Source organism: Streptomyces sp. PA03-1a (genome assembly GCF_033792805.1).
Taxonomy (GTDB): Bacteria; Actinomycetota; Actinomycetes; order Streptomycetales; family Streptomycetaceae; genus Actinacidiphila.
On the sequence record NZ_JARAVO010000212.1, the window covers coordinates 1 to 17,124 of the forward strand.

Annotated in this window: 25 protein-coding genes; 7 read left to right on the top strand and 18 right to left on the bottom strand. The window is 72.6% G+C overall.

Annotated features, from left to right (window positions below):
* The coding region (locus PV341_RS34835) for a D-alanyl-D-alanine carboxypeptidase family protein (protein WP_500359930.1) at positions 1-1,048 on the top strand (1,048 nt) is incomplete at its 5' end.
* A 30-nt stretch (positions 1,049-1,078) separates the two neighbouring features.
* Here PV341_RS34835 and PV341_RS34840 read toward each other — a convergent pair.
* From PV341_RS34840 to PV341_RS34880, 9 genes are all read right to left on the bottom strand, one after another.
* Positions 1,079-1,339, bottom strand: a complete 261-nt coding sequence (locus PV341_RS34840) for a hypothetical protein (RefSeq protein ID WP_500326599.1) — start codon at positions 1,337-1,339, stop codon at positions 1,079-1,081.
* 5 nt (positions 1,340-1,344) lie between these two features.
* Positions 1,345-1,536: a hypothetical protein gene (locus PV341_RS34845; RefSeq protein WP_499513575.1), complete on the bottom strand. Its 192-nt coding sequence runs from the start codon at positions 1,534-1,536 to the stop codon at positions 1,345-1,347.
* Positions 1,533-2,387 carry a peptidoglycan-binding protein gene (locus PV341_RS34850; protein WP_500359931.1) on the bottom strand — a complete coding sequence of 285 codons (855 nt, stop codon included), beginning with the start codon at positions 2,385-2,387 and terminating at the stop codon, positions 1,533-1,535. Before PV341_RS34850 ends, PV341_RS34845 begins: the two co-directional genes overlap by 4 nt.
* A gap of 115 nt (positions 2,388-2,502) precedes the next feature.
* The gene (locus tag PV341_RS34855) at positions 2,503-3,153 is read right to left on the bottom strand and encodes a hypothetical protein (protein ID WP_500326595.1); all 651 of its coding nucleotides are present in this window, start codon (positions 3,151-3,153) and stop codon (positions 2,503-2,505) included.
* Entirely contained in the window at positions 3,150-3,449 is a 300-nt protein-coding gene (locus PV341_RS34860; protein WP_500326594.1) for a hypothetical protein, read from the bottom strand. The genes PV341_RS34855 and PV341_RS34860 overlap by 4 nt, the downstream gene beginning before the upstream one ends.
* Positions 3,442-5,850, bottom strand: a complete 2,409-nt coding sequence (locus PV341_RS34865; protein WP_500359932.1) for a hypothetical protein — start codon at positions 5,848-5,850, stop codon at positions 3,442-3,444. Before PV341_RS34865 ends, PV341_RS34860 begins: the two co-directional genes overlap by 8 nt.
* On the bottom strand, positions 5,837-6,667 hold the full coding sequence (locus tag PV341_RS34870) for a hypothetical protein (protein ID WP_500359933.1): 831 nt from the start codon (positions 6,665-6,667) through the stop codon (positions 5,837-5,839). Before PV341_RS34870 ends, PV341_RS34865 begins: the two co-directional genes overlap by 14 nt.
* Positions 6,668-6,759: 92 nt before the next feature.
* Positions 6,760-7,833, bottom strand: coding sequence for a hypothetical protein (locus PV341_RS34875; RefSeq protein WP_500359935.1), 1,074 nt, complete (start codon positions 7,831-7,833; stop codon positions 6,760-6,762).
* Positions 7,834-7,850: 17 nt separating this feature from the next.
* Positions 7,851-8,399 (bottom strand): hypothetical protein, encoded by a 549-nt coding sequence (locus PV341_RS34880; protein ID WP_500326586.1) that lies wholly within the window; start codon positions 8,397-8,399, stop codon positions 7,851-7,853.
* 279 nt (positions 8,400-8,678) lie between these two features.
* Between PV341_RS34880 and PV341_RS34885 the strand changes: the two genes are divergently transcribed.
* Entirely contained in the window at positions 8,679-8,906 is a 228-nt protein-coding gene (locus PV341_RS34885; protein ID WP_500326584.1) for a hypothetical protein, read from the top strand.
* 96 nt (positions 8,907-9,002) lie between these two features.
* Here the strand turns inward: PV341_RS34885 and PV341_RS34890 are convergent, their stop codons facing one another.
* The 4 genes from PV341_RS34890 to PV341_RS34905 all read right to left on the bottom strand — a co-directional run bounded on the left by PV341_RS34890 (position 9,003) and on the right by PV341_RS34905 (position 10,845).
* Positions 9,003-9,338: a hypothetical protein gene (locus tag PV341_RS34890; RefSeq protein WP_500359936.1), complete on the bottom strand. Its 336-nt coding sequence runs from the start codon at positions 9,336-9,338 to the stop codon at positions 9,003-9,005.
* A 65-nt stretch (positions 9,339-9,403) separates the two neighbouring features.
* Positions 9,404-9,694, bottom strand: coding sequence for a hypothetical protein (locus tag PV341_RS34895; RefSeq protein WP_500326580.1), 291 nt, complete (start codon positions 9,692-9,694; stop codon positions 9,404-9,406).
* Between the two features lie 102 nt (positions 9,695-9,796).
* Complete coding sequence (locus PV341_RS34900) at positions 9,797-10,357, bottom strand: phage tail tube protein (protein WP_500326578.1); 561 nt, start codon at positions 10,355-10,357, stop codon at positions 9,797-9,799.
* Positions 10,358-10,440: 83 nt separating this feature from the next.
* Positions 10,441-10,845 (bottom strand): phage tail termination protein, encoded by a 405-nt coding sequence (locus PV341_RS34905; protein ID WP_499513562.1) that lies wholly within the window; start codon positions 10,843-10,845, stop codon positions 10,441-10,443.
* Positions 10,846-11,147: 302 nt separating this feature from the next.
* On the opposite strand from PV341_RS34905, the gene PV341_RS34910 reads away from it, so the two are divergent.
* Positions 11,148-11,585, top strand: a complete 438-nt coding sequence (locus PV341_RS34910) for a hypothetical protein (protein ID WP_500326576.1) — start codon at positions 11,148-11,150, stop codon at positions 11,583-11,585.
* Positions 11,586-11,664: 79 nt separating this feature from the next.
* On the opposite strand, the gene PV341_RS34915 is transcribed toward PV341_RS34910, so the two are convergent.
* From PV341_RS34915 to PV341_RS34925, 3 genes are read right to left on the bottom strand one after another with little or no spacing between them, the layout of a single operon-like run.
* Positions 11,665-11,880, bottom strand: coding sequence for a hypothetical protein (locus PV341_RS34915; protein ID WP_500326574.1), 216 nt, complete (start codon positions 11,878-11,880; stop codon positions 11,665-11,667).
* The gene (locus PV341_RS34920) at positions 11,877-12,572 is read right to left on the bottom strand and encodes a hypothetical protein (protein WP_500326573.1); all 696 of its coding nucleotides are present in this window, start codon (positions 12,570-12,572) and stop codon (positions 11,877-11,879) included. The genes PV341_RS34915 and PV341_RS34920 overlap by 4 nt, the downstream gene beginning before the upstream one ends.
* 38 nt (positions 12,573-12,610) lie before the next feature.
* Positions 12,611-12,799 (bottom strand): hypothetical protein, encoded by a 189-nt coding sequence (locus PV341_RS34925; RefSeq protein WP_500326571.1) that lies wholly within the window; start codon positions 12,797-12,799, stop codon positions 12,611-12,613.
* Positions 12,800-13,108: 309 nt separating this feature from the next.
* Here PV341_RS34925 and PV341_RS34930 point away from each other — a divergent pair, with 309 nt between their 5' ends.
* Positions 13,109-13,558, top strand: a complete 450-nt coding sequence (locus PV341_RS34930) for a helix-turn-helix domain-containing protein (protein WP_500326570.1) — start codon at positions 13,109-13,111, stop codon at positions 13,556-13,558.
* Between the two features lie 3 nt (positions 13,559-13,561).
* On the opposite strand, the gene PV341_RS34935 is transcribed toward PV341_RS34930, so the two are convergent.
* Entirely contained in the window at positions 13,562-14,005 is a 444-nt protein-coding gene (locus PV341_RS34935; RefSeq protein ID WP_500326569.1) for a DUF4234 domain-containing protein, read from the bottom strand.
* A 144-nt stretch (positions 14,006-14,149) separates the two neighbouring features.
* The gene (locus PV341_RS34940; RefSeq protein WP_500326567.1) at positions 14,150-14,677 is read right to left on the bottom strand and encodes a MarR family winged helix-turn-helix transcriptional regulator; all 528 of its coding nucleotides are present in this window, start codon (positions 14,675-14,677) and stop codon (positions 14,150-14,152) included.
* A gap of 68 nt (positions 14,678-14,745) precedes the next feature.
* Here PV341_RS34940 and PV341_RS34945 point away from each other — a divergent pair, with 68 nt between their 5' ends.
* From PV341_RS34945 to PV341_RS34955, 3 genes are all read left to right on the top strand, one after another.
* Positions 14,746-15,999 carry an MFS transporter gene (locus tag PV341_RS34945; protein ID WP_500326565.1) on the top strand — a complete coding sequence of 418 codons (1,254 nt, stop codon included), beginning with the start codon at positions 14,746-14,748 and terminating at the stop codon, positions 15,997-15,999.
* Between the two features lie 129 nt (positions 16,000-16,128).
* Positions 16,129-16,539 (top strand): hypothetical protein, encoded by a 411-nt coding sequence (locus PV341_RS34950; protein ID WP_500326563.1) that lies wholly within the window; start codon positions 16,129-16,131, stop codon positions 16,537-16,539.
* Between the two features lie 5 nt (positions 16,540-16,544).
* Positions 16,545-17,081: a thiol-disulfide oxidoreductase DCC family protein gene (locus PV341_RS34955; protein WP_500326562.1), complete on the top strand. Its 537-nt coding sequence runs from the start codon at positions 16,545-16,547 to the stop codon at positions 17,079-17,081.
* Positions 17,082-17,124 lie beyond the last annotated feature (43 nt).

Sequence of the window (17,124 nt, forward strand, 5' to 3'; positions counted from 1 at the left end):
GCACGGGGTGCAGGTGGCGGTGGGGGCGCCGAGGCTGCCCGAGACGAACTCGCTGTCGTGGATCGTCGCGGACGCCGACTCCGGTGCCGTGCTGGCGTCGTACAACGCGCACCGGAGGCTGCCGCCGGCGAGCACGCTGAAGATGCTGTTCGCGGACACGCTGCTGCCCCGCTTCGGCCGGCGGACCCGGCACGAGGTGACGCACGCGGACCTGGCGGACATAGGAGCCGGGAGCAGTCTGGTCGGGATCGAGGCGGGGATCACCTACACGGTCGAGCAGCTGTGGCTCGGGGTGTTCCTGCGGTCGGGGAACGACGCGGTGCACGTGCTGTGCTCGATGAACGGCGGGGTGGAGAAGACCGTCCGGGAGATGCGGGCGCAGGCCCGGGAGCTGCAGGCGAACGACACGTACGTGGTGAGTCCGGACGGCTACGACACGCCCGACCAGCTGTCGTCGGCGTACGATCTGACGCTCTTCGCGCGGGCGGGGCTGCGGAACCCGGACTTCAGGTACTACTGCCGGACGCAGGTCGCGCGGTTCCCCGCGGAGAAGGGCGCGACCTTCGAGATCCAGAACACCAACCGCCTGCTGGGCGACTACGACGGCATGATCGGGGTGAAGAACGGCTACACCACCAACGCCGGGAACACCTTCACGGGCGCGGCGGAGCGCGACGGACGGACGCTGTTGGTGACCGTGATGCACCCGGAGTCGGGGTACGACGAGGTGTACCGGGAGGCGGCCGACCTGCTGGACTGGGGGTTCGACGCGGTGGGCCGCGTGGAGCCGGTCGGGGAGCTGGTGCCGACGCTGAGCCAGGTGCGCGCGATGGCCGGGGGGCCTCCCGGTGAGAGCCGCGGCCCGCGGCCCGCGGCGGCGGGGGACGCGTCGAAGGGTTCCTCGTGGTTCGGACCGGCCGTGGAGACCGTCCTGGTGGCGGCGGTCGCGGCCTTCGTCCTGGCCATCAGGCGCCGCCCCCTGCCGCAGCGGGCGGCGGCCGGGGGGGACGCCGGGCGGCGCGGGCGCGGCTCGAGCCGCGCCCGCTGAGGTCGCCGTCCCGCGGCCGGGGTACGCCGCTCACCCGGCGAAGGTCCCGTAGGCGGCGACGACCAGCGCCATCAACCCGGTGAGCGCCGCCACGGCGGGCAGCGGCCAGCGGGAACGCTCCAGCGCCTCAATGCGCTCCTCGTGCTCGCCCAGCACCTTGTCGGTCTGGTCGGCGCGCTGCAGGAGCAGGGCGAGATCGCCCCGCGTGGTGGCGAAGCCGACGTCGACGGAGCGGCGCAGGCGTTCGAGTTCGAGGGCGACCCCGAGGGTGCCTTCCTGATGCGTGGTCATCTGCCTCACCGCCTCAGCCAGGAGGGCAGCAGCCGCTCCACGGCGTCGAGGGACATCACGCGGGTGACGGCGGCCGCGACGGCGAGCACGGTGCAGGCGCCCGGCCAGGCCGCGTCGACCAGCAGCGGCGCGGCGGCGGCGAGGGCGACGCCGGTCTGGACGAGGGTGCGGACGGTACGGCGGTCGGCGTCGGTCATGTGGTCTCCTTCCTCTTCGGGACGTGCAGTCCGTCCCAACTGGTGCGGCCGGGGATGCCGTCGGCGTCCGCGCTGCCGTAGCCGAGCTTGCGCTGCCAGGCGGCGTAGGAGCGGCGGTCGGCTTCGGTCCACTCCGGCCCGGGCCCTTGCCGGTAGCGGCCGCAGCCGACGGCGACGAGGCGCCGGCCCATCGCCGTGACGACGTCGCTGCGACGGCCGGGCCGGAAGAAGGCGGCGCCCGGGAAGGGCTCGTACGTCCGCGTGGGCGGGGTTCCGAGCCGCTTGGCGACGCGCTCCCGCATGGCCGGCATCGGGAAGCTCGGATCGATCTTCCGTCTCGTCCATTCCTTGTGCCCGATGACGTGGCCGGCGCTCCAGCCGTGCACCCGGCACAGGGCGACGGCGGTCCTCTCCACGGCCGTCAACTGGGCGGCGGGGTAGGGGTCGCGGCCATCGCCCAGGTTCTCGATCTCGAACCCGTAGAAGTGGGCGTTGCCGTCGACGGCGTCGGCACCTGGCTTCGCGGGCAGCGGGCGGCCGGCGCGGACGGCGTCGTACACGGCGCTCGAACCGCTGCCGGCGTGGTTGGTGCGCCCGTACCCGACCAGGTGCACGGTGCCGTCCTTGGCGATGACGCCGATGCACAGCGGTCCTGGCAGGTCGGCGCGGCCGGTCCGGCACAGCGCCACGCTGTCCCGGCCGGCGGTGTGATGCAGCATCACCCCGTGCACCTGGCCCCAGGCGGCGACGGCGTTGCGGTTGTGGGTGCGCCAGTCGCCGTGTCCGGCGACGGTGACGCCTTCGGCATCGAGAGCGGCCAGGAATACCGTCGCGGAGACGGGTGTGGCCATGGTTCCTCCTCTGTCGGTGGGACGGTGGGACGGTGGGACGGTGGGACTGGCGACGGGAACGGGGAAGCCCCGGGCCGCCGTGTGACGGCGGCCCGGGGCTCGGGGGCGGACGGTCCTACAGCAGCGGGTCGATCCGGATGAAGCGGGTGTCGAAGCTGGCCGTGCTGGACGCGTTGCCGGAGCGGTAGGCGGGTGTGGCGGTGTAGCCGGTGCCCGCCGTGAGGCCGGTCACGAGGAACTGGCTGGACGACGAACCCCGGCCGGTGTTGGTGACCAGTGCCGCCCGGTCGTCGCTGGTGGCGAGGATCACCGCGTTGTCCGAGGCTCTGCGGACCGTGGCGGACATGTAGGAGCTGTACGCCCCCGAGCTCCACATGTAGGCGCCCACCGTCACGATGACCTGGCCGGAGGCGGGCGCCGTGAAGGCGGCCGCCATGGGGTCGCCGACCGCGTCGGTCAGGGTCTCCGCGTAGGTCGTCGAGTTCGTGGTGCCGCCGTCCACGTTCACCCGGAACACCGGGACGGCTCCCACCGGCGCCCAGACGGTACCGGTGTACTGCACCAGCCGGCCGGGGGTCGTCAGCCAGGCGACCATGCCGGCCACGGGTGCCGTGACCTTGGCGTCGCGCGACGCCGCGTCGGCGAAGCGCATCACGGTACGGCCGTCCACGCCCTCCGCGAGCGCCCTGAGGTTCGCGGGCAGGTCGGCGGCGTCGGTGGCCTGGGGGTAGGGGAGATTGCTGATCGGGGTGTACTGCGTGCTCACGCGGTGGCCTCCGCTGCGGGCTCGGGTACGCCGCCGCCTTCGGCGGTGTACGGGGACGGGGTGGCTTCCTCCTCCTCGCCGGGGCCGTGCGGGGACGGCGGGTCCGGCGGCTCCGGTTCCCCCTCCGGCGGCAGGCCGTCGCTGACCGTGACGGCGACCGGAAGGTCCGGTCCGAGGTCCGCGGCCGCGCCGACGCCGAGGTATCCGGCGAGTTCCGTCGTCACCGTGTCGGCCAGCTGCCGGAACTGAACGTCCGTCAGGGTGACGGGGCCGGATCCGGGGGTGTTCTCAGGCATGGGTGCCCTCCTTGATGTCGCGCCAGGTCCGGCCGCCGGCCTTCACCTCGGCGAGGGTCGGGTACGCGGCCGCCACCTGGGCGTACGTCTGCCACACCTCCGCCACCGGCGCTGCCGGGACGTCGGGGGTCAGCCCGGAGTCCGCGGGGACCCCGTTGGGCACGGTCCCGCGCAGGGTCAGGGTCTGCCGCACCCCGCCGGCCGCCGTCGCCGCGGTCTTGATCCCGGTGACCCAGGCCAGGGTGTCCAGTCGGGCGCCGCTGGTGTCGACCAGCCGCACGACGTCGCCGAGCTGGATCCGCGGGTCGGGGAGCACCTCGACGTCGCCGATGACGGGGACGGGGTACTCGCCGGCCCTGCGCATGGCGTCGGCGAGCGACTGCGCGCCCCGCAGGTCCTGCACCCAGTCCGTGGCCTCGGCGGAGTACTCCTGGCGGCCGTAGAACCGTTCGCCGGCACTGCCCGCCACCCAGGAGGTGGCGAAGCGTTCGGCCGGGTCGTCGGCCGGCTTGAGGGTCTCGAGGTGGACGGACGGCTCGCCGGTCTTCGTGACGGTGTACAGCGTCTGCGCACTGCGGTTGCTGAAGCGCACCACGAGGTAGCCGTCCTCGCGGCGGGTCAGGACGTCGACCGCGCCCTTGACCGCCGTCGCCCCGGCCGCGGGCGATGTCGCGAAGCGCACCGAGGACCCGGAGGTGCTGACGGAGTCGTCGTCGGTGAGCGGCGGTCCGATGTCGAACTCCTCCTCGGCCATCACGTAGCTGACCGTGACGGACCGGTTCGCGGGGATCTCCCGGATGGTGCTGTCGTCGTAGACGGTCCCGGTCGCCGCGCCGGTCTTGGACCAGTCCTTGGCGGGCTGGACGCAGTAGTTCCGGCAGGCGTCGATCTCCTCCGTGACGGTCAGCGCGGCGATGTCCCGCACGGTGGTCAGCGTGAGGTCGGCCGCCGTCGGGGGCTGGGCGAACCGGGTGTGGTTGCGCCAGCGGAAGACTCCGTGCTCGTCGAACTCGGCGGTCGCCATGGTCGCCCTGGCGATCTGCGTCAGCACGTCCCACTGCGAGCCCGAGACCCGGGGGACGCAGACCAGCGGGAAGACCGCGTCGTCGAGGACCGCGCCCTTGGTCCAGGTGCCGGACTGGCCGAAGACGCCCGCGGCCGGCATGGCGGCCAGCCCGGAGGTCACCTGCAGCGACTCCACGGCCACGGTGGTGACCAGCCGCACCTGGTCCAGCTCGGCGGACTTCTGGATGCCGGACGGCTGGACGTACGTGGCCGCCGTCCCCAGCAGTTGCGTTCCGTCGGGTGCGGTCAGCCTCGGCTGCACGGTGGGGTACACCGCGGTCCCGGTGCCCGCCGTGTCGAAGAACGCGCCGATGTGCCAGACGCCCCGCTGTGCCCTGATGGCCGGCCATGACCACTCGAAGTACCAGTAGCCCTGGTCCGAGCCCTCGGAGTGGAGGCGGACGGTGCTGGCGACGAAGTCGACGACCAGGCGCAGGGTGCCCGTCGCCGATCCCGTGCGGTTGAGCTGGAGGTGGATCTCCACCGTGTCGCCGATGCCGACGGCGTTGTTGACCCACGCCTCGGCGAACAGCCGGCTGCCCGGCACGGTGACGCGGCTGCGCGGGAACCAGGAGGCCGTCAGGCCCGTGGTCCCCGGCTCCAGCCCGGTGGGCACGAGCGCCATCTCGTGGGGCGCGTCCTGCCTGGTCCAGGTGTAGTTCCGCGGATCGGGCAGCACCTCCGGCTGGCCGTAGGGCGTGGTGAACCCGCCGTGCAGCGTGGCGTGGACGAGGGTGAGCGGCTGCCCCTCGACGAACTCGGGGTAGCGCGCGGGCGGGGAGCTGTGGAGTCCCGCCTGCCGGAGGAGCTCGTCCACGCACCAGGTCGCCGAGGACACCGGGCGCTTCCGGAAGAACCCGATGTACGGCTTCGGCAGGACGGCGGGGCCGCGCAGCCGCTCGGCCCCGTCCAGCGCGGTGACCTTGACGGTGTCGCTGCCGGAGGCCGCGCTGCGGGCCCGGACCGTGCCGCGGAAGGCGGCCAGGTCGTTCCCGCCGAGCCCCGCGGCGTGCACCACGGACTGGCCGGGACGGACGAGGTCTCCCGTGCTCCTGGGCGCCCACGGCGAGTACAGCTGGGGGCCGGACCGGTCGGCTCCGCCCTGCAGGTGTTCGTCCGGGGGGACGGCCGCACCCGAGATCTCGAACTCGGCCTGGGCCGAGGCGCTGCCGGAGAACGCCCGCATCGCCTCCGGCAGGTCGGTCGCGTACGACCGGTCCACGCTCCACGACTGCACCTGGGCGCCGAGGTCCTTGCCGCCGAAGCGGGTGGAGTGGGACGTGGTCCGCTCGCCCTGCGCGAGGGCCGCGCCGAGCGCGTCGTCAGCCCGCTGCACCTGCCACCTCCACCAGGTCGATGCTCACGCCGCGGTACGGCAGCGGCCGGGACGGCACGTCGCTGTACCCGGTGACCGCCATCGCGGGGCAGCCGTCGCCGGGGACGCCGTCGGCGGCGCCGTCGTCGTACGACAGGCAGGCCCCGGCGAGGGCGTACGTCCCGGCGGCCCCGGGCTTCGCGCAGGGCGTCACGAAGGCCGCGCCCGCCGGCACGGTCCCCGCCACGTAGGCGCCGTTCGCCGACACCGACGACAGGTAGGCACCGGCGGCGTTCTTGAAGTCGAGGTTCACCGCGCACGTCGGCAGGGCGGCGATCGCCGTGGAGGCCCGGAAGGAGATCCGGGTGCCGGGCGCGACGGGGTGGCTGCCCCAGTAGCGGTGGCGCCAGGCGACCTTCGCGGCGGTGTCCGCGGCGGTGAAGGCGAAGACCCCGGGGGAGGCCGGTTCCGTGACGCTCCCCGTTCCGGTGCCCACCACCGGGAGCCACTGGCCGAGCCCTGTGCTCCCCGGCTCCCCCCGGCCGGCCGCCTGCAGCGCGTCCAGCATGTTGGCCGCCGCCGGGTCGAGCAGTGCGACCGGCCCGGCGCCGTCGGTGCGGCGGGCCAGCCGGTCCAGCACCCTGGCCTGCGCGGGCTCCAGCGTGTCCCAGCTCAGCTTGGTCCGGCGGTTGGCGCGCGCGTTGCGCACGACGGTCACCCGGCCGCCGAGCGACGTGAACTCCGACACGCCGAGGTCGGCGCTCCGGTCGAAGCTCCGCGCCGCGCGGTCGATCTCGTACAGCGAACCGGGCGGTCCGATCCACAGGTTCCTGCCCATGTGTCACCTCGTCTCTTGCCGTGAGGGCATGAAAAAGGCCGGCGACACGGTCGCCGGCGTCGAATCCGTACGAAGGGCGGGAGGGGCGCGGCTCAGCGCCGCGCGAGTTGCCGGTTGCCCAGGGCCACGGCCCGCGCGATGGTCTGCGCGTCCACCTGGACGACGACGGGCCGGTCCGCGAGCTTCTCGACGGCCGCCGCCAGCCGCGCCAAGTGCGCCGGCGACCCGCCGCCCGTGCCGAGCATCCGCTCCAGCCTGCTGAGCGGGATGACCGCCTCGGCCTCGCCGCCCTCACCGACCACCGCCAGCGTGCCGCCGCTCCGGGCGGGGACGACACCGCCCTGGGCGAGGGCGGGGATGTTGGGGATCTGCGGGATGTGGATCGAGAAGGACTTGCCACCGATCACCGGCACCCAGCCCGGGATCGACACGTGGACCCGGTTCAGCGCGGAGATCATGTGGTTGATGCCGCTGACGTACGCGCGGGGCAGCGCGGTGAAGGCGTTGATGATGCCCTTCAGCACGGACTTGATCGGGCCCGCGTGGGACCTGATGGCGCCGAGGATGGCGTTCCAGGCCCACTTCACGCCCTTGGCCAGGGCGGCGGACACCTTGTCCATGTTGATGAACTGGGAAATGATCGGCGCGAGCAGTGCCATGACGAGCCCGAACGGGTTCGCCGCCATCGCGAGGTTGAGCCCCCGCTGCGCGAGCGAGGCCCCTTTGACCCCCTTGCCGAGGCTCCCCATGGACTTCCCGCCGCGGTCGGCGTTCTTGCCGGCCTTCCCGACGGACTTCTCGACGGCGTCGGACTGCCGCTTGACCTCACGCAAGGCCCCCTCGGCCTTGCCGGAGGCGCCCTTGAGCCTGTCGAGGGAGGCCCTGAACTTGTCGGTGCTCCCGCGGGACTTGCCGAGTGAGCTGTCGGCTCCCACCGCGGACGCTTTCACCTTGTCGAGGCCGGAGCCGCCGCCGGCCGCCGCCGACTTCATCCTGCCGAGCGAGGTGTTCAGCCGGTCCGAGCCGCCGCGGATCCTGTCCAGCGAGGGGCCGGCCCCGGCTGTCGAGGACTGGATCTGCCGTGCGGCCGTGGCCGCTTGGGAAGCCGCGCCCCGAAATCGGGCCAGCGATCCCGCGGCCGTGTTCGCGCTTCGCGAAAGAGACATGGGGACTCCAGGTTGTTTCAGGCCATCTGGCGTGCGGCGCCGTTCAATTCCTTGGTGAGATCACTGAGAGATCTGGACAGGGCGATCGACGCACTCCGCATGGATTTCACCCGCTCCACATCGATGCTTTCCACCGGGGCTCGCACCGCCGGCTCCGCGTCCTTCTTCCGGCGCGGAATTCCGTTCTCGTCGTGCTCGATCCGGGCCTTCCCCAAAAGGGAAGCCTTCACTTTGTCCGCGTCGAAGAGTGTGCTGACGGCGAAGCCGCCCACGATCGCCGCGAGTGCCGACCAGGCCGCCACCGAGTCGGCCTTGAAGTCCTGGAGGCCCTTGACCACTTCATCCAATCCGAAGCCGATCGCCTTGGCCCAGTTCTCCGCCTGGGTAGGCTCTTCCTTCGCGTCCTTGAACTTCTGGTCGAGATATTCCTTGGTAAGCCCCCCGCCCTTCTGCTCCTTGAACTTTCCGTCGATGTAAGCCTGGGTGGCAACACCACCCCCCGTCTCGAGTTTGCCCTTTATGTCGGCTACTCGGCTGTACACCTCGTCGATCGAGTGATTCGCCATGACGGCACCTTCCTCGCGGTAATGATGGGCACCCAGGGGGCACTTGACACACGCAACCGGCAACCCCAGACTGGAGCGTCTTTCATTCGGCAAGCCTTTGAGATTCCCACAAGGGGGGAAATGTACGGCCCGGCGATTCCGGTGTCCGTTCTGTCAGCCTTTGCTCTCTGGCTGTCATTGCGGATCTTCCGAGGGGGGCGCGCGCTGAGGAAGCGCGGGATCCGGACCACGGCAACGTGCGTGAACACGGGAGGCGGCCCGAACGGCAGTGTTCAGCTCATGGTGCAGTTCACCACGGACACCGGTGAAGCCGTTCGGACCAGCATCGGCCCCTTCAATTTCCCACCCGTCCGCACAGGCGGACTTCTTGAAGTGGTCTACGACCCGCAGGAGCCGGTCAACGTCGAGACCCCGGACCGGCTGACGAACGGCAGGGTGGCACTGGCTTTCGTCGTCGGCTCCGCGACCGCGCTCCTCCTCTCGCTGGCGCTGATCGTCTTGGGCTAGTGCTCCGGAGCCCTACGCCGTCTCGTACGTGTCGGTGGACTGCGGACACGGGAGCGCGCCGAGCGCCGTGTGACGGGTCACGGATGGACCGGCCCCTCAGGCGAAGAAACGGATCAACTGCGCGGGCGTGGGGTTCCCGGGAACCGGCGACGGGCCCTGGTCCACGCCGGGGGCGGCCCCGGCGCCCGGGCGTGGGACGGGCTGGGGGTACTCCAGCGCCTCCGCGTCCTCGTCGCGGTTCACGGTGGCGAACATCCAGTTGGCCTCGGCGAGGTGGTCGACCACGTTGGCGAGCAGGTGGTCGCCCACCGACCAGTCGGCGGCCTCCCCGTGGACGCCGCGCAGGGTCGCGCTGTCGCGTGGCAGGTGCCGGACCAGCACCGCGAGCCGGCGGGAGGACAGCCGGCCGCGGTGCCAGTCGAGCAGGTCCACGCCGTAGTGGCGGAGCAGGTCCGCCTCGAGCGCCTCGGCGTGTTCGTCGACGAACCCGCCGAGGCTCAGCCTTCCCCCAGGCCGAGCCCCGTCTCCTTGCCGTAGGCCTCCAGGATGGCCGCGATGTCCTGCATCGTGACCTCGTGTCGGTCGAAGCGGCCGAACTGCCGCTCGCCCAGCAGCAGCTGGAGCAGCCCGTCCACGTCGTTGTCGTCCAGGGCCCGCAGCTCGCGGGCCGTGGAGCGGGTGAGCTCGGTGGGGAGCTCGAAGGTGTCACCGTCGACGGTGAAGGTCCAGGAACGGCCGAGCGCCTCCAGGCGCTGGGCGCGGGCGGCGCTGACGTCGAAACCGGCCATGCTGCATCCCCTCTGAGATGGGTGGGTGGTGTACCGGGACTGTGCGAAAGGGCCCGGGGCCGGTGGCGCGGCGCCACCGGCCCCGGCGGTCGGACGGGGCGTCTACGCGTAGGAGGCGTCCTTCATGAGGATGGTGGCCAGCGGCTTGACGTCGTCCACGGCGAGCGCGGTGAAGGTGACGCCGAGCTTGACCGACGAGGTGCGGTTGAGCGTGATCTCCTCGGTCTCGGTCACCTGGCCGCGCGGGATCACGAAGCGGTACGTGACGTTGGCGCCGTCGCTGAACTCGATGCCCATCGCCTTCTCGTTGAACTTCGGCGCGCCCGCCAGGTCGTACTTCCACTCCGTGCCGGAGGCGGCCACGGCGTCGCCGCCCATGAAGAAGGGCAGGGTGTCCTCGTTGAGCTGCAGCAGCTGGAACTTCACGCTCAGGTCGCGGTCGGAGTAGATGAACCGCGCCGGGCTGACGGACTGCCAGGTCTCGACCGGGTCGAGCTTGTCCTTCTTGTTGAACTTGATGCCGTCGGGCGAGGTGTAGCCGAGGTCCTTCCAGGCGGCCGCCCAGGCGACGACGGTGTCGGCCGGGGCGGCGGTGCCGACGGGGGCGACGAGGATGCGGCCGGTGCCGGCGACGCGGATCTCGGAAGAGTTGTTGCCTGCCATGCTGGACTCCTTGTCGGGGATGCGGACATGACGAAGGCCCCGCCGGACGGCAGGGCCTGATCAGGGGTGGGCGCCGGGGACGCTCAGGCGGGCCGGATGTACAGCCGCGTCGTGGAGTAGTAGCGGTTCGCGGCGGCCCGGTTCCAGTCGGGCAGCCAGCGCGGGCCGTCGGCCTCGACGACGTCGGTGACGACGGCCGTCCCGTAGGTCGTGGCCCGCAGAGCCTGCACGGCGGACCGGGCGGACAGGGCCAGGGTGTGGGCGGCCGTCTTGGTCGGGCCGTAGACCTCCAGGTCGACCAGCGGCTGGTCCAGGTGCGCGTCGTCGATCCAGGCCCCTCCCGCGCGGGAGACCAGCACGACCGGCTGGGTGCCGTCGAAGCCGGCGGGCGCGGCGTTGTCGACGGTCGCTCCGGTCAGTTCGGGGCGGGCCTTCAGGAAGTCGACGACCAGCTTCTCCACATCGGGGAAGACGGGCGGACTGGGCAAGGGTTTCTGCTCCCTTCGGACGGTGGCGGCGGCTTCGCGGTGCGAGCGGTGGGCCGCCGTCCAGCACGAAGCGGCGGTCCGTCACCCGGTCCCGGGCACAGCTCCGCCGCTGCATCCATCGTGACTGATTGCGCTCGCGCTCGCAACTTGAATCCTCTCCGCAATGGCTGGATCCGTGGCCCGAAGCGTGCCGCCCGAGGATTGGCGGCACCCGAAAGTGGTGAACACGTGTTTGAAGGACGTCTGGGTCCGGCGACGCTCGACTGCCGCTCGGCACCAGGGGGCAACGGGGAGGGAGTGCCGTGCCAGGCACGGAGGACATGCACGAACCGGTGGAGCACCGGGCGCGGGAGCGCACGCAGGAACACGCACAGGAACAGACCCGGCCGGCCGCTCCGCCAGCCGCCCGGACGCTGACGGAGGAGGAGGCCCGAGGGCTCATCGAGGAGATCGTCCAGGCCTGCCTGCCCGAGGGTCTCGTGGCGGTCACCCACTCCCACCTGGAGGAAATCACTCTGCGCGCCTACGCCCACGGCTGGCAGGACGCGATGGGCCAGTACGAGGAGGAAGCGGAGACGGAGCGGGAGAACGGCGTCGCCCGTCCCCGGCCCGGGGACTTTCCACGGCTCGTGAGCCCGGCGCCCGACACGGCGTCCGCCCCGCCGGGACCGGCGCCGGCTCCCCGGCCGCGGCGCCCGCGCCGTCCGCCCCGGGGTCTGCCGGGGGCGGGCATGACCTGAGGCCGGCCGGTCCCCGGACATGACGCCGCCCCGCGCACCTCCTCGGGTACGCGGGGCCATGCAGGGAGTTGTCGTGACGTCAGGCGCGCCGCGTGGGCGCTTTCCGGCCACGCGCCACCCGCTCGGCGGCGAACACGTCCTCCAGCCGGTACAGGCTCGCCCGGCCGCTGCGGCCGGCCGCGGCCAGGTGCCCGAGCTGCACCCACTTGCGGACCGTGGCCGGGACGACCCCCGTCTCCCGTGCGGCGGACTCGCCGTTGATCAGCGTCGGGCCGGGGTACCGCGCGCCGTTCACACGGCCTCCCGGTCCACCAGGCCGGCGATCGCCGCGGGATCCAGGGGAAGTTGCCCCCATGCGGTCTCGGCCCAGGTGTGACGGTGCGCGGGGTCGTCCGCGCAGCCGCAGTCCTCGTCGGTGCAGCGGCACCCGGGGTTCACGCAGAGCACGGCCCTGCGGGCGGGAAGGGCCCGCAACGAGACCGAGTCGCACCAGGGGCAGCGTCCGTCCACCCGGACCAGGACCTCGGTCTCCCCCAGCACCGCACCGCAGCGGCGGGCCATGCGCCGGCATTCGTCGAGGACGTGCGCGGCCAGGACGGGATGCTCGGCGACCCGGTCGAGCAGGCCCGCGATCCGGCCCAGCCGCTCGGGGACGGGGGCGCGGCGGGCACGGCCGAGGCCGAGCTTGTCCCGGACGGCCTCCTCCAGTTCGACGACGCCGTCGGTGATGTCCCGCAGGGCGTCGGACACATGGAGCCGCAGCGGTGCGGCGCCCCCGCCGAGCACCCACTCGCGGTCGGTCCGCTCCTCCCGGTCGCGTTCCGCGAGCGACCGCAGCGCCTGCGGTGTGAGGGGGTCCCTGGACGCGGCCGAGGAGCCGGGACTTCCGGGAACGAGTTCGCGGACGAGCTCGGGGAACTGGCGCCGGAGGATGTCGAGCCACCGGACGGCCCGGGCGGTGTGCTCGGTGGCGAGGTTGCAGGTCACTTGACGATTCCTTTCGTTGCGGACGGCGGTCCCGGGACTCACGCGGACAGGCCGGGCGCCGGCGCCGGCGCGATCACCCGGCCGTTGCGCCACAGGCGGCCCGCGCAGACGCCGTCGAACCAGTTGCGCTCGGGGTCGACGACCTCCTCGCACACCGCGCGGATCGGGCACCGGCCGCAGGCGAGCAGCGCCGGCAGCGCCTCCCGGGCGTGCCGGGCGAAGACCACGGAGGGCGGCAGACCGGCACAGGCGGGGGCTTGCGGGGGCTGAGGTTCACAGGGGGAACGTAAGGACACGACGGTCGGACCCTCCGACGGTTGACGTTGTAAATCGAACATACTTTCGCATGTTGCGAACGCGCACGCAACAAATTTGTTCCCGGCGCAGGCCTGTGACACATACCTCCGGAATATGCCCGGCACCCCGTGGACCTGGGCGTCCTGAACACGGGATCTTCACCGATGCGATCGCGCAACGGTACATTTCGTGCGCGCACGCTGGTTATCGTGAAGAAGCGAGAGGGAGGAGCCCCACAGGTGCCGAGCGATGCCGACCACATCGAAGACTTCGCCGACTGGATCGAAGGCCTCATGCGCGGCCGGGGGTACGACATCGACAGCCCGCGCGGGGGCGGCAAGTCGAAGCTCGCGGACGACGCCGGGGTGCACCGCGCCGCCATCACACGGCTCCTGCAGCGGCAGAGCATGCCGGATCTGGAGACGATGCGCGGGCTCGCCCGTGCGCTCGGCATCCCCGTGCGCGACGTGCTCGTCCGGTCGGGCAAGCTGAGCGAGGACGACCTTCCCCGGCCGGACGTCCACGCTTCGGGCGCCGGCCCCGCGGGACCTCGGATGACCGCCGCGCAGGCGGCGGACGCCCTGGGCATCCCCGACCACCTGAAGGCGGCGTTCATCCAGGTGACGGAGCAGTTCACGCGCCCCGACCGCGCCGCGGACCTGGGAGCGGGGGACCGCGCGACGGGCTGAGCGTCAGTTGCGGGCGACCCAGACCTGGTTGAGCTGCTCCTGGTAGTAGAAGGACGTCAGCCCGAACGCGGGGGCCAGCAGCAGCCCCTTGAGGCCGGAGACCGTGTCGTGGAGGCCCGCGCGGCGCTGGGCGCGGGCGATGCGGCAGCCGGTGTTGTAGAGCGAGACGACGGCGGGCACGAGCAGCAGCGCGCCCAGGCTGATGGCGAGCACCGCGAGGGCGGGCCGGACCTTGATGCCGGGGTCGAACTCCCGCAGTTCCTTGTTGGCCCGGTAGTACCACACGAGCCAGTACACGCCGAAGGTGAGGGGCCCCAGGAGCCAGACGGCCCCGGGGCGGCGCATGTCGCCGGACGGCGTGGCGAGTCCCACGCCCCCGGAGACGGGGAAGCCCGGGAAGGGTCCCCGCGGGTAGGAGAGGGTCCGGTAGCGGTCCTCGTCGAACATGCTGCCCCCAGGTCGGGCCTTCGGCCGTGGACGGAGCGGTTGCGTGCCGAAGAGAAGGTAAAGCTACTCGGCGGTTCGGCGGCCTGTCAGCGGGGAACGCTCACAAATTTCGCACAGGATGTCGGATCTTCCCGGATCCTGTGTTCAGCCGTCCTCCGCCACCACCATGACGCGTCGCAGCAGGTCGGAGAGGTACCGGCGTTCGTCGGCGTCGAGGGTCCCCAGCAGCCGGTACTCCTCGTGGCCGAGGACGTCCATGGCGCCGAGCCAGGTGGCGCGGCCGTCGTCGGTGAGCTCGACGTCGACGCGCCGGCGGTCGGCGGTGGAGTGGGTGCGCCGGACGTGGCCGCGGGCCTCCAGCGCGTCGAGGCGGCCGGTGACGGACGCGGGGGCCAGGTCGAGGTCCGCGGCGAGTTCGGACGGGGCGGCGCGGCCGCCGCGCCCGGCGAGGGCGTGCAGGGTGTCGAACTCGTGCCGCTGCAGGCCGAAGTCGACCAGCGACTGTTCGCGGACCTTGCGCAGGTGGCTGGTGACGAGCTTCATGCGGGTGACGGCGCCCTCGATGTCGGGGTCGAGGTCCGGCAGGAGGGGCAGCCAGCGCTCCACGTGCCCGTCGGTCCAGTCCCGTTCCACCGGGGCTCCCACGGTGCCGGCGTCGGCGTCTGCGTCCATGGGCCGAATCCTACGGCGCAGTATATTTCGGTGGCGAATGATTCGGCACCGAAATACATTGCGGTGCCATGACACCCACGCATCCCCTCCGGCTCCGCGGCTTCCGGCTGCTGTTCGCCGGACGCACGCTGTCCCTGCTCGGCGACGGGGTCGTGCCCGCCGCACTGGTCATCGCCGTGACCAGGGCGACCGGCGACGTCTCGGCCCTCGCCCTCGTCCTGGCCTGCGCAATGGTGCCCAAGCTGCTGCTCCTGCCGCTCGGAGGGGTGGTCGCGGACCGCTTCGACGCCCGGCGCGTGGCGCTCCTCACCGACCTCGTACGCTGCGCCGCCCAGCTCTTCGTCGGGCTGGAACTGCTCGGCGGCGACCCGTCGCTGGCGCCCATCGCGCTCGCCGAGGCGGTGGGCGGCACCGCCTCGGCGTTCGCGATGCCGACCCAGTCGCCGCTGGTCGCCGGCACGGTGACCGACGGGGCGGCACGGCAGCGGGCCAACGCCCTGATGGGCGTGGCGAACAGCGCGACCCGGCTGTGCGGACCGGCCCTGGCCGCGGCGCTGATCTGGGCCGCCGGGCCCGGCCTGGCCTTCGTGCTGGACGCGGCCTCCTTCGCGGTGAGCGCCGCGCTCCTGGCGGTGCTGCGGATCGAGCGGACGCCGCTGCCGCGCGCGTCGATGCTCGCGGACCTCAAGGAGGGCTGGAGCGAGGTCCGTTCCCGCGACTGGTACTGGACGAGCCTGGTCGCGCACGCCATGTGGAACGGGGCCGCCGCGGTCCTGACCACCCTCGGTCCGGCCGTCGCGATCCACCGGCTCGGCGGCGAGGGCGTGTGGTTCTGGGTCCTGGAGGCCGGGGCGGTCGGCCTCGTCCTCGGCTCCCTGCTGGCCGCGCGGGCCCGTCCCCGCCGTCCCGTGCTCGTGGCCAACCTGGGCCTGGCGACGTACGCGCTGCCGCTGGTCCTGCTGGCCGTCGCCGCACCGGCCCCGCTGCTCGTCGCGGCCTACGGCCTGGCGCTGGCCGCGCTCGGCTACCTCAACCCGGTCTGGGAGACGGTCGTCCAACAGCAGGTGCCGCCGCAGGCACTGGCCCGGGTGACCTCGTACGACTGGCTGCTGTCGCTCGCCGCGATGCCCGTGGGCTACGCACTGGCCCCGCTCGCCGCGAACCTGTGGGGCTCGGCGGTCCCGCTGGCGGTGTCGGCGGCGCTGGTGGCGGCCGCCTGCCTGGCGACCGCGGCGGTGCCGGCGGTGCGGGCGATCGGGACCCAGGTCCGCGCGGAGCCGGCCGCGCCCGCTCCATCCGCCGACCGGACGGCGAAGGGCTGACGGCGGAGGGCTGCGGCGCACTGCCCCACGGCCCCTGCGGGCCACCGCACTTGTCGCTTGAACATGTTCAAAAACAGGTCTACAGTCATCGGCAACGGGTTTTGAACACGTTCGAAAAGGGTGGGACCCATGGACCTCACGGTCGTCGCATACGTCATCTACCTGCTCGTCAGCGTCGCGCTGACGGTGTGGGTGGCCCGGACCCTCAGCCGGGCCGGCAAGGTCTTCCTCGAAGACGTGCTCCACGGCAACGAGAAGCTGGCCGACGCCGTCAACCACCTTCTGGTGGTCGGCTTCTACCTCGTGAACCTCGGCTTCGTGGCGCTGTACCTGAAGAACGCCGACCGGGTCGGGAACGCCCGCGAACTCTTCGAGGCGCTGTCGGTCAAGCTCGGTGTCGTCCTGCTCGTCCTCGGGGTGCTGCACCTGTGCAACGTGTACGTGCTCAACAAGATCCGCCGCCGGGGCGTCATGGACCGCGAGCAGATCCCGCCCGTCCGCCCGCAGGGCTGGACCGCCCCCGCGCAGCCGGGCGCGTGACGGCGATGGACCGCACCCCAGCGACCGGGGCCGCTCCGGCGGCCCCGGTGCCGGTCCGCCTGCTGACCGTCCTGTACGACCCGGACTGCTCGCTCTGCTCCTTCGTCCGCCGCTGGCTGGAGCGCCAGCGGCAGATCGTGCCGCTGGACCTCGTCCCGGTCGGCTCCGACGAGGCCCGCCGCCGCTTCCCGGAGCTGGACCACGCCGCGACCCTGCGCGAGATCACCGTCGTCGGGGACTCCGGACAGGTCTACCGCGACGACGCCGCCTGGCTGGTCTGCCTGTGGGCCCTGGCCGAGTACCGGCCGATGGCGCACCGCCTCAGCACCCGCGCCGGAGCGCCCGTCGCCCGGGCCGCCGTGCTCGCCGCCGCCCGCTACCGCGAGGCGCAGTGGGGCGGCGGGGCCGCCGCGACGGGCTGGGGCGGCCGGGTCTACCCCAGCGGCGAGGGCTGGTCCTACGACCCCAAGGACGGCTGGACGCACCGTGCCCCGGGCGCCGTCCCGGACGCCTGCGCGGACGGCTGCGCCCCGCCCGGTTAGGCTCACGGACGTGGAAGAAGCACCCCCCGGCACGACCCCCGGG

Coding starts and splice junctions, on each gene's coding strand:
- PV341_RS34840 (WP_500326599.1), bottom strand. CDS start 1,339: ATGACCACGCATCAGGAAGGCACCCTCGGGGTCGCCCTCGAACTCGAA.
- PV341_RS34935 (WP_500326569.1), bottom strand. CDS start 14,005: ATGTTCGACGAGGACCGCTACCGGACCCTCTCCTACCCGCGGGGACCC.
- PV341_RS34945 (WP_500326565.1), top strand. CDS start 14,746: ATGACACCCACGCATCCCCTCCGGCTCCGCGGCTTCCGGCTGCTGTTC.
- PV341_RS34940 (WP_500326567.1), bottom strand. CDS start 14,677: ATGGACGCAGACGCCGACGCCGGCACCGTGGGAGCCCCGGTGGAACGG.
- PV341_RS34955 (WP_500326562.1), top strand. CDS start 16,545: ATGGACCGCACCCCAGCGACCGGGGCCGCTCCGGCGGCCCCGGTGCCG.
- PV341_RS34885 (WP_500326584.1), top strand. CDS start 8,679: ATGGTGCAGTTCACCACGGACACCGGTGAAGCCGTTCGGACCAGCATC.
- PV341_RS34880 (WP_500326586.1), bottom strand. CDS start 8,399: ATGGCGAATCACTCGATCGACGAGGTGTACAGCCGAGTAGCCGACATA.
- PV341_RS34870 (WP_500359933.1), bottom strand. CDS start 6,667: ATGGGCAGGAACCTGTGGATCGGACCGCCCGGTTCGCTGTACGAGATC.
- PV341_RS34950 (WP_500326563.1), top strand. CDS start 16,129: ATGGACCTCACGGTCGTCGCATACGTCATCTACCTGCTCGTCAGCGTC.
- PV341_RS34900 (WP_500326578.1), bottom strand. CDS start 10,357: ATGGCAGGCAACAACTCTTCCGAGATCCGCGTCGCCGGCACCGGCCGC.
- PV341_RS34850 (WP_500359931.1), bottom strand. CDS start 2,387: ATGGCCACACCCGTCTCCGCGACGGTATTCCTGGCCGCTCTCGATGCC.
- PV341_RS34875 (WP_500359935.1), bottom strand. CDS start 7,833: ATGTCTCTTTCGCGAAGCGCGAACACGGCCGCGGGATCGCTGGCCCGA.
- PV341_RS34845 (WP_499513575.1), bottom strand. CDS start 1,536: ATGACCGACGCCGACCGCCGTACCGTCCGCACCCTCGTCCAGACCGGC.
- PV341_RS34895 (WP_500326580.1), bottom strand. CDS start 9,694: ATGGCCGGTTTCGACGTCAGCGCCGCCCGCGCCCAGCGCCTGGAGGCG.
- PV341_RS34860 (WP_500326594.1), bottom strand. CDS start 3,449: ATGCCTGAGAACACCCCCGGATCCGGCCCCGTCACCCTGACGGACGTT.